The organism is Ralstonia psammae (assembly GCF_958405935.1).
Classification (GTDB): domain Bacteria; phylum Pseudomonadota; class Gammaproteobacteria; order Burkholderiales; family Burkholderiaceae; genus Ralstonia; species Ralstonia psammae.
The window spans coordinates 1-13085 of record NZ_CATZBU010000025.1 but is presented as its reverse complement, the minus strand read 5'-3'; the positions used below and the strand labels follow the sequence as shown (position 1 = coordinate 13085).

Here is a 13085-nt window from a genome sequence, read left to right as displayed (position 1 = left end):
AATCGTCGGCAAGACTGGAGGGGCCGGCGACTTGCTGGAACCTGCTTGGCCGGAGGGCGCGCAGATTGTAAAAAGTGCCGGTCTATAACCGCGAAATCATAGCGGTTGGCATGTTAAGGCGGGTTAACGTTTCGAGAAAATCCGAATCGGGCAACGCCGGTGTTGTTCGGCGTCTGCACGCAGCGCCCGGGCAAAAGCGGGCGAAAAAAAAGCCCGGCACATGGCCGGGCTTTGATGGTGTTGCTTGGGTTCGCTTACGCGTCGCCTTCTTGCTGAACCGCAGGCGTTTCGAAGATCGAAGCGGCTTCCTCTTCGGCAATCGCCGCAGCGCGGTCGCGGTCGGCCACTTCCTTCGCCTTGCGGGCGCGGTGGTAGGCCAGGCCGGTACCGGCCGGGATCAGACGGCCAACGATGACGTTTTCCTTCAGACCACGCAGGTCGTCGACCTTGCCCATGATGGCGGCTTCGGTCAGCACGCGCGTGGTTTCCTGGAACGACGCCGCCGAGATGAAGCTGTCGGTCGACAACGATGCCTTCGTAATACCCAGCAGCAGGTTCTCGTAGGTCGCCGGACGCTTGCCCAGCGCGATCACCTTGTCGTTCTCGTCGAGCAGGTCCGAACGCTCCACCTGTTCACCCGGGATGAAGCGGGTGTCGCCCGTATCGACGATCTGCACGCGGCGCAGCATCTGACGAACAATCACTTCGATGTGCTTGTCGTTGATCTTCACACCTTGCAGACGGTACACGTCCTGCACTTCGTCGACGATGTAGGTCGCCAGCTCTTCCACGCCCTTCAGACGCAGGATGTCGTGCGGGTCGGCCGGGCCTTCGACGATCATTTCGCCCTTGTTGACCACTTGGCCGTCGTGCACCAGCACCTGCTTTTCCTTGGCGATCAGGAACTCGTGCGCATTGCCGTCGAGATCCGTAATCACCAGGCGCTGCTTGCCCTTGGTGTCCTTACCGAACGAAGTCGTACCGGTGACTTCCGCCAGCACGGCGGCGTCCTTCGGCGAACGGGCTTCGAACAGCTCGGCCACACGCGGCAGACCACCGGTAATGTCACGCGTCTTCTGCGATTCGGTCGGGATACGTGCGAGCACTTCACCGACGTGCACTTGCTGACCGTCCTTCACGGTGATCAGCGCGCCCACCTGGAAGCCGATGGTCACAGAGTGGTCCGTGCCCGGGATCTTCACTTCAGCGCCCGACGAGTCGAGCAGTTTCACCTGCGGACGGATGCCCTTCGTGGCAGCGGTACGACGCTTGGCATCGATCACCACCAGCGTCGACAGACCGGTCACTTCGTCCATCTGCTTGGCGACGGTCACGCCTTCTTCGACGTTCTCGAACTTGATGGTGCCCGAGTACTCCGAAATGATCGGGCGCGTCAGCGGATCCCACGTGGCGAGCTGCGTGCCGGCCTTGATGGCTTGGCCATCCTTGACCAGCAGCGTCGCGCCGTACGTGATCTTGTGGCGCTCACGCTCACGGCCGTGGTCGTCGGTGATCAGCGCTTCGCCCGAACGTGAGATGACGATCTGCTCGCCCTTCGCGTTGGTGACGTAACGCATGGTCGCCGTGAAACGCACGGTACCGGTTGCCTTCGCTTCCACGCTCGATGCCACTGCCGCACGCGATGCCGCACCACCGATGTGGAACGTACGCATCGTCAGCTGCGTGCCCGGCTCACCGATCGACTGCGCAGCGATCACACCCACTGCTTCACCGGAGTTCACCAGCACACCGCGACCGAGGTCGCGGCCGTAGCACTTCGCGCACAGGCCGTAGCGCGTGTCGCAGGACAGCGGCGTGCGAACCTTGACTTCGTCCACGCCCAGCGCGTCGACCAGGTCCACCATGTCTTCGTCGAGCAGCGTGCCGGCTTCGATCGCGGTTTCCTGCGTTTCCGGGTTCACCACGTCGTTGACGACCACGCGGCCCAGGATACGGTCGCGCAGGGCTTCGATCACTTCACCACCTTCGACCAGGGCCTTCATGGCCACGCCGTTGGAGGTGCCGCAATCGTCTTCCACCACCACCAGATCCTGCGTCACGTCGACCAGACGACGGGTCAGGTAACCCGAGTTCGCGGTCTTCAGTGCCGTATCAGCCAGACCCTTACGTGCACCGTGGGTCGAGATGAAGTACTGCAGAACGTTCAGGCCTTCGCGGAAGTTCGCGGTAATCGGCGTCTCAATAATCGAGCCGTCCGGCTTGGCCATCAGGCCACGCATACCGGCGAGCTGACGAATCTGCGCGGCGGAACCCCGTGCACCCGAGTCGGCCATCATGTAGATGGAGTTGAACGACTCTTGCTTGACGGTGTTGCCGTTGCGATCGACCACGTCTTCGGTCTGGAGCTGCTCCATCATCGCCTTGCCCACCTGGTCACCAGCGGCGCCCCAGATGTCCACGACGTTGTTGTAACGCTCCTGGTCCGTCACCAGACCCGACATGTACTGCTTGTCGTATTCCTTCACCTTGGCAGCAGCCTCGGAGATGATCTTCTCCTTGGCCGGCGGCACCAGCATGTCGTCGATGGCGATCGAGATGCCGGCGCGCGTTGCCAGGCGGAAGCCCGACTGCAGCAGCTTGTCAGCGAAGATCACGGTTTCGCGCAGACCGCACTTGCGGAACGCCGTGTTGATCAGGCGCGAGATTTCCTTCTTCTTCAGCGGCTTGTTCAGCACCGAGAACGGCAGACCCTTCGGCAGGATCTCCGACAGGATCGCGCGGCCGACCGTGGTGGCCTGCAGCGTGATTTTCGGCGCGAAGCGGGCGTCGCCGTCGGCTTCCGGGTTCACAAGGTCGTACTCGGTGATCCGCACGTTCACGCGCGAAGCCAGTTCGACTTCCTTGTTCTCGTAGGCGCGGATCACTTCCGAGATGTCGGCGAACGTCATGCCTTCACCGCGGCCGTTGATCTTGTCGCGGGTCGTGTAGTACAGACCCAGCACCACGTCTTGCGACGGCACGATCGACGGATCGCCGTTGGCCGGGAACAGCACGTTGTTCGACGCCAGCATCAGCGTGCGCGCTTCCATCTGCGCTTCGAGCGACAGCGGAACGTGAACAGCCATCTGGTCACCGTCGAAGTCGGCGTTGAACGCCGCGCAGACCAGCGGGTGCAGCTGGATGGCCTTGCCTTCGATCAGCACCGGCTCGAACGCCTGGATACCCAGGCGGTGCAGCGTCGGTGCGCGGTTCAGCATCACCGGGTGTTCACGGATCACCTCTTCGAGGATGTCCCACACCACCGGCGTCTGGCTTTCGACTTCCTTCTTCGCCGCCTTGATCGTGGTGGCGATGCCCATCGTTTCCAGCTTGTGGAAGATGAACGGCTTGAACAGCTCGAGCGCCATCAGCTTGGGCAGGCCGCACTGATGCAGCTTGAGCGTCGGGCCCACCACGATGACCGAACGGCCCGAGTAGTCCACGCGCTTGCCCAGCAGGTTCTGACGGAAACGGCCGCCCTTACCCTTGATCATTTCAGCCAGCGACTTCAGCGGACGCTTGTTGGCACCGGTCATCGCCTTGCCGCGACGGCCGTTGTCCAGCAGCGAGTCCACTGCTTCCTGCAGCATGCGCTTCTCGTTGCGCACGATGATCTCCGGCGCCTTCAGCTCGAGCAGACGCTTCAGACGGTTGTTCCGGTTGATCACGCGGCGATACAGGTCGTTCAGGTCCGACGTGGCGAAACGGCCGCCGTCCAGCGGCACCAGCGGACGCAGCTCGGGCGGCAGCACCGGCAGCACTTCGAGGATCATCCAGTCCGGCTTGATGCCCGAACGCTGGAATGCCTCGAGCACCTTCAGGCGCTTGGCGAACTTCTTGATCTTGGCTTCCGAGCCCGTGGCCTGCAGCTCGGCGCGGATCGTCTCGATCTGCTTCTCGATGTCGATGCCGCGCAGCAGCTCGCGAATGCCTTCGGCGCCCATCATGGCGACGAATTCGCCTTCGCCGTACTCGTCGCACTTGGCCAGGTAGTCGTCTTCCGACATGATCTGGCTCTTCTTGAGCGCAGTCATCCCCGGCTCAACCACGACGAATGCTTCGAAGTACAGCACGCGCTCGATATCGCGCAGCGTCATGTCGAGCACCATGCCCAGACGCGACGGCAGCGACTTCAGGAACCAGATGTGCGCGGTCGGCGCAGCCAGTTCAATGTGGCCCATGCGCTCACGGCGCACTTTGGCCAGCGTCACTTCAACGCCGCACTTCTCGCAGATCACGCCACGGTGCTTCAGGCGCTTGTACTTGCCGCACAGGCACTCGTAGTCCTTGATCGGACCGAAGATCTTGGCGCAGAACAGACCGTCACGCTCGGGCTTGAACGTACGGTAGTTGATGGTCTCGGGCTTCTTGACTTCGCCAAACGACCACGAACGGATTTTCTCAGGCGACGCGAGGCCGATCTTGATCGCGTCAAACTGCTCTTCTTGCTGTACCTGACGGAATAGGTCGAGCAATGCTTTCATTCCAAACTCCTTGAGTTTGAGGCTGGCGTCTTGGTTTGACCCAAAGGCGCCGGCCCTAAATCTTCGTCAATGGCTGCTGTTACCAGGGCATGGCAATGTTGCCGCCACGCCCTCACCGCATCGGCGCTCAGTTGCGCTCGAGGTCGATGTCGATACCCAGCGAGCGGATTTCCTTCACCAGCACGTTGAACGATTCCGGCATGCCGGCATCGATCGAGTGCTCGCCCTTGACGATGTTCTCGTACACCTTGGTCCGGCCGTTCACGTCATCCGACTTCACGGTCAGCATTTCCTGCAGCACGTACGACGCGCCGTACGCTTCGAGTGCCCACACTTCCATTTCACCGAAACGCTGGCCACCGAACTGGGCCTTACCGCCCAGCGGCTGCTGCGTCACCAGCGAGTACGGACCGGTCGAACGCGCGTGCATCTTGTCGTCGACCAAGTGGTGCAGCTTCAGCATGTGCATCACGCCCAGCGTGACCGGACGCTCGAAGGCTTCACCGGTGCGGCCGTCGAACAGCGTGACCTGCTGCTTGGAAGCAGTCAGGCCCTTCTCCTTCGCGATGTCTTCCGGATAGGCGAGGTCCAGCATGCGACGGATTTCGTCCTCATGCGCACCATCGAACACCGGCGTCGCGAACGGCACGCCCTTCTTCAGGTTCTCGGCCAGCTCCAGCACCTCTGCGTCGGACAGGCTGTCCAGATCTTCAACCTTGCCGCTCTCGTTGTAGATCTGCTCCAGCAGCTTGCGGATCTCGGCAGCCTTGGCTTGCGCCTTGAGCATGTTGCCGATGCGCTCGCCCAGACCGCGAGCGGCCCAGCCCAGGTGGGTTTCGAGAATCTGACCCACGTTCATCCGCGAAGGCACGCCCAGCGGGTTCAGCACGATGTCGGCAGGTGTGCCGTCAGCCATGTAGGGCATGTCTTCGATCGGGGTGATCTTCGACACAACACCCTTGTTACCGTGACGGCCGGCCATCTTGTCACCAGGCTGCAGGCGACGCTTCACAGCCAGGTACACCTTGACCATCTTGATCACGCCCGGCGGCAGTTCGTCGCCTTGCGTGAGCTTCTTGCGCTTCTCTTCGAACGCGAGGTCGAAGTCGTGGCGCTTCTGCTCGATGGCAACCTTCACGGCTTCGAGTTGCAGCGCGACTTCGTCTTCCGCCGGGCGGATGTCGAACCAGTGCCACTTGTCCAGATCGGCCAGGTATTCCTTCGTGAGCGCGGTGCCCTTGGCCAGCTTCTTCGGACCGCCGTTGGCAACCTTGCCCACCAGCAGACGCTCCAGACGCTGGAAGGCATCGCCTTCCACGATACGCAGCTGGTCGTTCAGGTCCAGGCGGTAGCGCTTCAGTTCTTCGTCGATGATCGACTGGGCGCGCTTGTCACGCACCACGCCTTCACGCGTGAAGACCTGCACGTCGATTACGGTACCGCTCATGCCCGAAGGCACGCGCAGCGAGGTGTCCTTCACGTCGGACGCCTTTTCACCGAAGATCGCGCGCAGCAGCTTCTCTTCCGGCGTCAGCTGGGTCTCGCCCTTGGGCGTGACCTTGCCGACCATCACGTCGCCGGCTTCCACTTCTGCGCCGATGTACGTGATGCCCGATTCGTCCAGGCGAGCCAGTTGCGCTTCGGCCAGGTTCGAGATGTCGCGCGTGATTTCTTCCGGTCCGAGCTTGGTGTCGCGAGCAACGACCGACAACTCCTCGATGTGGATCGAGGTGTAGCGGTCTTCTGCCACGACGCGCTCCGAGATCAGGATCGAATCCTCGAAGTTGTAGCCGTTCCAGGGCATGAACGCGACCAGCATGTTCTGGCCGAGCGCCAGCTCGCCCATGTCGGTCGAGGCGCCGTCAGCGATCACGTCGCCGCGGGCAACGACGTCGCCCACCTTGACCATCGGACGCTGGTTGATGTTCGTGTTCTGGTTCGAACGCGTGTACTTGATCAGGTTGTAGATGTCCACGCCGACTTCACCAGCGACGGCTTCGGCATCGTTCACGCGGATCACCACGCGGTTCGCGTCAACATAGTCGACCACGCCACCACGGGTTGCCTGCACGGCGGTACCGGAGTCCACTGCCACAGTACGCTCGACGCCGGTACCCACCAGCGGCTTGTCTGCACGCAGGCAAGGCACGGCCTGACGCTGCATGTTTGCGCCCATCAGTGCACGGTTTGCATCATCGTGCTCGAGGAACGGCACCAGCGAGGCTGCAGCCGACACGATCTGCGACGGTGCCACGTCGATGTACTGCACGCGGTCCGGCGTGACCATACGGGTTTCACGCTCGCTGCCTTCGCGTGCGGAGACCAGTTCGTCGATCAGGTTGCCGTCCTTGTCCAGCGTCGCGTTGGCCTGCGCCACCACGTACTTGCCTTCCTCGATGGCCGACAGGTAGTCCACCTGATCGGTCAGCTTGCCGTTTTCAACCTTGCGGTACGGCGTTTCGAGGAAGCCGTAGTCGTTCAGTTGTGCGTACAGCGCCAGCGAGTTGATCAGACCGATGTTCGGACCTTCCGGCGTTTCGATCGGGCACACGCGGCCATAGTGGGTCGGGTGCACGTCACGGACTTCAAAGCCCGCACGCTCGCGCGTCAGACCGCCCGGGCCCAGGGCCGAAATACGGCGCTTGTGCGTGACTTCCGACAGCGGGTTGGTCTGGTCCATGAACTGCGACAGCTGCGACGAACCGAAGAACTCGCGAATCGCCGACGAAATCGGCTTCGAGTTGATCAGGTCGTGCGGCATCAGGTTTTCCGTCTCGGCCTGGCCCAGACGTTCCTTCACAGCACGCTCAACGCGCGACAGACCGGCTCGGAACTGGTTTTCCGCCAGTTCGCCGACGCAACGCACACGGCGGTTGCCGAGGTGGTCGATATCGTCCACTTCGCCCTTGCCGTTACGCAGGTTCACCAGCAGCTTGATCGTGTCGAGGATGTCCTCGTCCGTCAGCACCATCGGGCCGGTACCGGCCGCACGGTTCAGGCGGCTGTTGACCTTCATGCGGCCAACGCGCGACAGGTCGTACGAGTCTTCGCTGTAGAACAGACGTTGGAACAGCGCTTCGACGGCGTCTTCGGTCGGCGGCTCGCCGGGGCGCATCATGCGGTAGATGGCGATACGCGCGGCGGTCTGGTCGGCCGTGTCGTCCGTGCGCAGCGTTGCCGACATGTACGGACCTTGATCCAGGTCGTTCGTGTACAGCGTCTGGATTTCCTTCACGCCGGCGTCGCGCAGCTTCTCGAGCACGCCTTCGGTCAGTTCGTCGTTGGCGTTGGCCAGGACTTCACCGGTATCCGGATCGACGATGTTCTTCGCCAGCACGCGGCCCAGCAGGTAGTCTTCCGGCACGCTGATCAGCTTGGTACCGGCGGAATCCAGGTCACGGATGTGCTTGGCGTTGATGCGCTTGTCCTTCTCGACCACGACCTTGCCGTTCTTGTCGGAAATGTCGAAGCGAGCGACTTCACCACGCAGACGCTCGGGCACGAATTCCATCAGTGCGCCTTCAGTCTTCAGCGTGAAGTTATCGAACACGAAGAAGTGCGCCAGGATCTGTTCCGGCGTCAAACCAATCGACTTCAGCAGGATCGTCACCGGCATCTTGCGGCGGCGGTCAACGCGGAAGTACAAGATGTCCTTCGGGTCGAATTCGAAATCGAGCCACGAGCCGCGGTACGGAATGATCCGCGCCGAGAACAGCAGCTTGCCCGAGCTGTGCGTCTTGCCCTTGTCGTGCTCGAAGAACACGCCCGGCGAACGGTGCAGCTGGGACACGATCACACGTTCCGTACCGTTGATCACGAACGAACCGGTGGAGGTCATGAGCGGAATTTCGCCCATGTAGACTTCCTGCTCCTTGATCTCCTTGACCTTGGTGGGGTTCTCCCGGTCGTTGATGATCAAGCGCACTTTTGCGCGCAGCGCCGAGTGGAAGGTCAGACCACGCTGCTGACATTCCTTGACGTCAAACGGCGGGTTGGACAGGTGGTACGACACGAACTCCATGCGCGCCAGACCATTGTGCGACACGATGGGGAAAATGGCGTTGAACGCCGCTTGCAGACCTTCGCTCTTGCGTTGTGCAACAGGAGCGTTCTCCTGCAAGAACTGGGCATACGATTGAATCTGGGTGGCAAGCAGGAAGGGAACCTGATGAACCGTTGCGCGTTTCGCGAAACTCTTGCGAATACGCTTCTTCTCGGTAAAGCTGTACGCCATGGGATCTCCGAATCATCGCAAGTGCGCGCGACGGACTTAAGGCGATAAGGCACGCCTGACACTTGAGGTGTTCAGCGACTGGTGACGGGATTTGGCGGTTGGCCGCTACCAACCTCTGGCTGACGGTACTGCGCGCGCCACCCGCACATGGGCCCATGGAGCCCATGCTACGGACGGGGGAGTACCCGACCAAACTTGCCTTCTGCAGTCGGTTCAGAAGACAAACATCAGCGGACTGCGAACTGCTTAGTGTGCCACTGATGTTTGGCCTCTGCTGGCCTTGTCGTGGCCGGCCGCCGGAAAACCCGGCAAAGAGACTTCAACGGTACTTACAGCGTGATTGCGGGATCGCTCAACAATCGATCCCACAAGCGCAAAAAGGCTGGCGCCGGGAAATCTCCCTTTGCCAGCCTCTATCGCGCACCGGATGCGGCACGCGAGACCTGCACTTACTTGGCTTCGGCTTCCGCGCCGGCTTCCACCAGCTTCTTCACCAGCTCGTCGGCGGTCTTCTTGTCGACGCCTTCCTTCACGGACTTCGGTGCGCCATCGACCAGGTCCTTGGCTTCCTTCAGGCCCAGGCCGGTGATTTCACGCACGGCCTTGATGACGCCAACCTTGTTCGCGCCGGCGCTCTTCAGCGTCACGGTGAATTCGGTTTGCTCTTCAGCGGCAGCAGCGCCACCAGCAGCAGCCGGACCGGCCACGGCCACGGCAGCAGCCGACACGCCAAACTTCTCTTCGAACGCCTTGACCAGGTCGTTCAGTTCCATCACGGACATCGCGCCAACGGCTTCCAGGATGTCGTCTTTGGTGATTGCCATTTGAATAACTCCAGAATGTGATTCGGTATCGATCGTGCGATCTGTACGCGGTGCTGCAGCCGATTAGGCTGCCGCAGCCTCGCCTTCGCCTTGCTTGGCAGCCAGGGCACCCAGGGCGCGGGCAAAGCCCGACACCGGCGCCTGCATGACAAACAGCAGCTTGCTGAGCAGTTCTTCGCGGCTCGGAATCGTTGCCAGCGCCTTCACGGCGTTGACGTCGAGAACCTTGCCATCGTACGAACCGGCGCGCAGCACCAGCTTGTCATTGCCCTTGGCGAAATCGTTCAGCACCTTGGCCGGGGCCACTGCGTCTTCGGAAATACCGTAGATCAGCGGGCCGGTCAGTTGCTCGGCGAGTTCGGCAAACGGCGTGCCTTCAACAGCGCGGCGCGCCAGCGTGTTCTTCAGAACGCGCAGGTAGACGCCTTGCTGGCGCGCTTGCGCGCGCAGCTTGGTCAGATCGCCAACCGTGATACCGCGATATTCGGCGACGACGATGGTCGAGGCCTTGGCGACTTGCGCCGTTACCTCGGCCACGACGGCCTTCTTATCTTCGAGATTGAGTGCCACGGTTAAGCTCCAAAACGACTTCGGCTTCCGCAGTCACTGCGGTCACCTCGGTCAGTCCAAAAGTACGGCGTCCGATTGGCACAAATCACTTCGGCAATACCAAAGTCACTCATTCCCTTCGGGGGCGCCATCTGCGTTGGCTAAGCACCGCTTCCGTTTCCGGAGTGGGCTGCGATTAAGGTGTTGGCTTCAAGAGCCCTTCACCGCCAACGGTCTTTGATAACCAGTGGCTTCGGCCTGCTTACGCAAACGTCTACCACTGCCCAAAGTCTTGTCCCTCAAGCTTCAAGGGGCCGCGTGGCCGGGACCACGCGAGAGAAAACTGCTAGCACCAGGATGGTTATCGGGCCACCTGGTGCAAATGATCGAAAGCGATCAGGCAGCCAGGGTCGCCTGGTCAACACGCACGCCCACGCCCATCGTCGACGAGACGGCGACCTTGCGCAGGTACACACCCTTGCTCGAAGCCGGCTTAGCCTTGGTCAATGCGTCCAGCAGTGCAGCCAGGTTGCTCTTCAGCGCTGCCGGCTCGAACGAGCGGCGGCCGATGGTGGCGTGGATGATACCGGCCTTGTCGACACGGAATTGCACCTGACCAGCCTTGGCGTTCTTCACAGCCGTAGCAACGTCCGGCGTCACGGTGCCGACCTTCGGGTTCGGCATCAGGCCGCGCGGGCCCAGGATCTGACCCAGCGTACCGACCACGCGCATCGTGTCCGGCGAAGCGATCACGACGTCGAAGTCCATCTTGCCGGCCTTGATCTGCTCGGCGAGGTCTTCCATGCCGACGATCTCAGCGCCAGCAGCCTTGGCTTGCTCGGCCTTATCGCCTTGGGCGAACACGGCCACGCGCACCGACTTGCCGGTACCAGCAGGCAGCACCACCGAGCCACGGACCACTTGGTCCGATTTCTTCGCATCGATGCCCAGTTGCACGGCCACGTCGATGGACTCATCGAACTTGGCGCTGGCGCATTCCTTGACGAGGCTCAGCGCTTCGTCGATCGGGTAGAACTTGGTACGCTCGACCTTGGCCTTGTTCGCGGCCGCACGCTTCGAAATCTTTGCCATGATTACAGGCCCTCCACCGTGATACCCATCGAACGGGCGCTACCGGCGATCGTACGCACAGCGGCGTCCAGATCAGCTGCGGTAAGGTCAGCGTTCTTCGCCTTGGCGATTTCTTCTGCCTGAGCGCGGGTGATCTTGCCAACCTTGTCGGTATGCGGCTTGGCGGAACCCTTCTGGATACCGGCAGCCTTCTTGATGAGCACGGTCGCCGGCGGCGACTTCATCACGAAGGTGAAGCTCTTGTCGGCGAAGGCGGTGATCACCACCGGCACCGGCAGGCCCGGTTCCATACCTTGAGTCTGCGCGTTGAACGCCTTGCAGAACTCCATGATGTTCAGACCGCGCTGACCCAGGGCCGGGCCGACGGGCGGGGACGGATTTGCTTTACCAGCCGGAATTTGCAGCTTGATAAAGCCAATAATTTTCTTGGCCATCTTGACTCCAATCCGGATTGCCCAGCTCAAACAACTTTGGCAATCCTGTTGAGTGGTAACGCATCAGCACAAGGCCGACGCTCCTCTGTTGGCGCGGGCGGCATCGCCACCGTTGCCCGCCAAGTCCAGTAGACCGGGCGATTGGTGCAGTGGCTTGCGCCACCACTCCGAATTCTTTAAACCTTCTCGACCTGACCGAACTCGAGTTCGACAGGCGTGGCACGCCCGAAGATCGTCACAGAAACGCGCAGACGCGACTTCTCGTAGTTCACTTCCTCGACGTTGCCGTTGAAGTCGGTAAACGGGCCTTCCTTCACGCGCACCATTTCGCCCACCTCGAACAGCGTCTTGGGACGCGGTTTCTCGACCCCTTCCTGAATCTGGGCCATGATCTTGTCGACTTCGCTCTTGGAAATCGGCGAAGGGCGATTGCCCGTACCGCCAATGAAACCGGTGACCTTGGAAGTGTTCTTCACCAAGTGCCAGGTCTCGTCGGTCATCTCCATTTCGACAAAGACATAGCCCGGGAACAAGCGGCGCTCAGTCACGGTCTTGCGACCGCTCTTGCTCTCCATCACCTCTTCCGACGGCACCAGAATCTGACCAAACAGATGTTGCAGGCCTTCGCGCTCGATGCGCTCCTGCAGCGCGCGTTGCACGCTTTTTTCCATGCCTGAGTAGGCATGCACGACATACCAGCGCTTCTTCGAGGCCGGCGCGGACGAATCCGTGGACGTGTCGTTCGCTACGTTATCCGTCATGGCTTTACCCGATTATTTCCAGCCCAGCACGAGCGAGAAGATCACCCACTCGATGAGCTTGTCCGCAGACCACAGGAACAAGGCCATGATCACGACGAACGCAAACACCAGACCGGTCATCTGTCCGGCTTCCTTGCGCGTCGGCCACACCACTTTGCGAACTTCGCGGTACGACTCGCGCGCGAATTCGATGAAGCCTTGCCCAGGTGCGGACACCAGTGCAACGCCTGCGCCCAACACCAGCCCGCCGATCAGCGAGGCGGCACGGACGTAGCTCGGCTGTTGCGCCAGCAGGTAAAAACCGATCACCCCAGCAACCAGCAGCAGGAACGCCAAGACCAGCAGCCATTTGCCGCTGGCGGTGTTGACGGTTTCGACGTTCGGATTGGCCATGTTTCCCAAACGAGACTAAGCCGCGTGGCGCGTTTTCCTGCGCGACGCGGCTGATGAATTGGCAGGGGCAGAGGGAATCGAACCCCCAACCTTCGGTTTTGGAGACCGACGCTCTGCCAGTTGAGCTATACCCCTAAAACAGCTTTGGGGTTGCCATTCGGTCAACCCCACTCTGGCACTTCACGTGCGGCCGGTTGGCAGCCGCACGGAAGAGTTACAGCACTTACTCGATGATCTTAGCGACGACGCCGGCGCCGACGGTACGGCCGCCTTCACGGATAGCGAAGCGCAGGCCTTCTTCCATGGCGATCGGG

The 13085-nt window shown here is 61.4% G+C and carries 9 protein-coding genes and 1 tRNA gene; all 10 read right to left on the bottom strand.

Annotated elements, in window-relative coordinates; translation table 11 throughout:
• Positions 1-254: 254 nt before the first annotated feature.
• Positions 255-4484: a DNA-directed RNA polymerase subunit beta' gene (gene rpoC / locus R2N16_RS24530; protein WP_316669490.1), complete on the bottom strand. Its 4230-nt coding sequence runs from the start codon at positions 4482-4484 to the stop codon at positions 255-257.
• Positions 4485-4611: 127 nt separating this feature from the next.
• A complete protein-coding gene (rpoB, locus tag R2N16_RS24525; RefSeq protein ID WP_316669488.1) occupies positions 4612-8718 on the bottom strand; it encodes a DNA-directed RNA polymerase subunit beta in 4107 nt (1368 codons plus the stop codon).
• A gap of 449 nt (positions 8719-9167) precedes the next feature.
• A complete protein-coding gene (gene rplL, locus R2N16_RS24520; RefSeq protein ID WP_316669486.1) occupies positions 9168-9542 on the bottom strand; it encodes a 50S ribosomal protein L7/L12 in 375 nt (124 codons plus the stop codon).
• Positions 9543-9605: 63 nt separating this feature from the next.
• Entirely contained in the window at positions 9606-10112 is a 507-nt protein-coding gene (rplJ, locus tag R2N16_RS24515; RefSeq protein ID WP_124383250.1) for a 50S ribosomal protein L10, read from the bottom strand.
• A gap of 375 nt (positions 10113-10487) precedes the next feature.
• Positions 10488-11183, bottom strand: a complete 696-nt coding sequence (gene rplA, locus R2N16_RS24510; protein ID WP_004634454.1) for a 50S ribosomal protein L1 — start codon at positions 11181-11183, stop codon at positions 10488-10490.
• A 2-nt stretch (positions 11184-11185) separates the two neighbouring features.
• On the bottom strand, positions 11186-11617 hold the full coding sequence (gene rplK, locus R2N16_RS24505; RefSeq protein WP_004634453.1) for a 50S ribosomal protein L11: 432 nt from the start codon (positions 11615-11617) through the stop codon (positions 11186-11188).
• A 176-nt stretch (positions 11618-11793) separates the two neighbouring features.
• Positions 11794-12378, bottom strand: coding sequence for a transcription termination/antitermination protein NusG (gene nusG / locus R2N16_RS24500; protein WP_004634452.1), 585 nt, complete (start codon positions 12376-12378; stop codon positions 11794-11796).
• 12 nt (positions 12379-12390) lie between these two features.
• A complete protein-coding gene (gene secE, locus R2N16_RS24495) occupies positions 12391-12771 on the bottom strand; it encodes a preprotein translocase subunit SecE (RefSeq protein WP_015855766.1) in 381 nt (126 codons plus the stop codon).
• Between the two features lie 59 nt (positions 12772-12830).
• Positions 12831-12906: transfer RNA gene (locus R2N16_RS24490), tRNA-Trp, on the bottom strand.
• An 88-nt stretch (positions 12907-12994) separates the two neighbouring features.
• Positions 12995-13085: EF-Tu C-terminal domain-related protein (locus tag R2N16_RS24485; protein WP_076604501.1), on the bottom strand; the 91-nt coding region annotated here is incomplete at its 5' end.

Excerpts from the sequence above, each read along its gene's own strand:
- rpoC (WP_316669490.1), bottom strand. The coding sequence starts at position 4,484 with ATGAAAGCATTGCTCGACCTATTCCGTCAGGTACAGCAAGAAGAGCAG.
- rplL (WP_316669486.1), bottom strand. The coding sequence starts at position 9,542 with ATGGCAATCACCAAAGACGACATCCTGGAAGCCGTTGGCGCGATGTCC.
- rplK (WP_004634453.1), bottom strand. The coding sequence starts at position 11,617 with ATGGCCAAGAAAATTATTGGCTTTATCAAGCTGCAAATTCCGGCTGGT.
- rpoB (WP_316669488.1), bottom strand. The coding sequence starts at position 8,718 with ATGGCGTACAGCTTTACCGAGAAGAAGCGTATTCGCAAGAGTTTCGCG.
- nusG (WP_004634452.1), bottom strand. The coding sequence starts at position 12,378 with ATGACGGATAACGTAGCGAACGACACGTCCACGGATTCGTCCGCGCCG.
- secE (WP_015855766.1), bottom strand. The coding sequence starts at position 12,771 with ATGGCCAATCCGAACGTCGAAACCGTCAACACCGCCAGCGGCAAATGG.
- rplA (WP_004634454.1), bottom strand. The coding sequence starts at position 11,183 with ATGGCAAAGATTTCGAAGCGTGCGGCCGCGAACAAGGCCAAGGTCGAG.